This is a genomic window from Mycobacterium sp. SMC-13 (assembly GCF_045311035.1).
Taxonomy (GTDB): Bacteria; Actinomycetota; Actinomycetes; order Mycobacteriales; family Mycobacteriaceae; genus Mycobacterium.
The window spans coordinates 1-1,481 of the sequence record NZ_JBJIAI010000079.1 but is presented as its reverse complement, the minus strand read 5'-3'; the positions used below and the strand labels follow the sequence as shown (position 1 = coordinate 1,481).

Genomic DNA, 1,481 nt, shown 5'->3' with positions numbered 1-1,481 from the left:
GAGCAATGATCAGAACCTGTGGATGAGCCTCGGCGAGGCGGCGTAGGAAAGGGCGCACCTTCCCGAGGATGATCTGAATGTCGAAGGTCTGATCAAGAGCCGGCGTTGGCGCGCTGGTTCGGGAAGGTACGCCCATGCTCACGGTAGTTCACGATGCGGATTCATCCAACGAGGATGCTGGCTCGTCGCGGTCGTTGCTCGATGAGATTGTCCGCGACGGTGCCCGCCAGATGCTGGCCGCAGCGTTGCGGGCTGAGGTCGCCGCCTACATCGAGGCTCATGCCGGTGAGCTTGATGAGAACGGGCACCGGCTGGTGGTGCGCAATGGCTATCACCGCGAGCGCGAGGTGCTCACCGCGGCGGGCGCGGTGAGTGTGACCGCGCCGCGGGTCAATGACAAACGTGTTGACCCGGACACTGGTGAGCGGCAACGGTTTTCCTCGGCGATCCTGCCGGCGTGGGTGCGCAAGTCGCCGCAGATGACCGAGGTGTTGCCGTTGCTGTATCTGCATGGCTTGTCGACCAGTGATTTCGGTCCGGCGTTGGAGCAGTTCCTGGGCTCGGGTGCCGGCTTGTCGGCCACGACGATCACCCGACTCACCACGCAGTGGCAGGACGAGGCCAAGGCCTTCGAGGCCCGTGATCTGTCGGGCACCGACTACGTCTACCTGTGGGTCGACGGCATCCATCTCAAGGTGCGCCTGGAGCAGGAGAAGCTCTGTTTGCTGGTGATGATCGGTGTGCGCGCTGACGGCCGCAAGGAGCTGGTCGCGCTCACCGACGGGTACCGGGAGTCGGCCGAGTCGTGGGCTGATCTGTTGCGGTCGTGCCGACGTCGCGGGATGACCGCACCGGTGCTGGCCGTCGGCGATGGGGCCCTGGGGTTCTGGAAGGCCGTGCGTGAGGTGTTCCCGGCCACCGGCGAGCAGCGGTGCTGGTTTCACAAGCAGGCCAATGTTCTTGCCTGCCTGCCAAAGTCGGCTCATCCGGGGGCGATCGCGGCGATGCGGGAGATCTACAACGCCGAGGATATCGACCACGCGCAGGTGGCGATCAAGGCGTTCGAGGTGGACTACGGCGCCAAGTACCCCAAGGCGGTCGCCAAGATCGTCGATGACGCCGATGTGCTGCTGGAGTTCTATAAGTACCCGGCCGAGCACTGGGTCCATCTGCGCACTACCAACCCGATCGAATCAACGTTTGCCACGGTACGTTTGAGGACCAAGGTGACCAAGGGGCCGGGTTCACGCGTCGCCGGAATGGCCATGGCTTACAAGCTGATCGACGCCGCGCAAGCCCGCTGGCGAGCCGTCAACGCACCGCACCTGGTCGCTCTGGTCCGGGCCGGCGCGATCTTCCACAAAGGCAAACTGCTCGAGCGACCCACCGACATCACCCCGTCGGCGGACTCGGCACCGACCGAATCAACTGGAACGGAGGTCGCCTGAAACAAGCCGATCCACAGGTATTGACAATTCCTC

Annotated in this window: 1 protein-coding gene; it reads left to right on the top strand. The window is 64.1% G+C overall.

Annotated elements, in window-relative coordinates:
• Window positions 1–134 precede the first annotated feature (134 nt).
• Window positions 135–1,448, top strand: a complete 1,314-nt coding sequence (locus ACJH6I_RS31740; protein WP_052536990.1) for an IS256 family transposase — start codon at window positions 135–137, stop codon at window positions 1,446–1,448.
• The last annotated feature ends 33 nt before the right edge of the window (window positions 1,449–1,481 follow it).

What these genes read in the sequence shown, in the direction of transcription:
- ACJH6I_RS31740 (WP_052536990.1), top strand. Translation starts at nt 135, where the DNA reads ATGCTCACGGTAGTTCACGATGCGGATTCATCCAACGAGGATGCTGGC.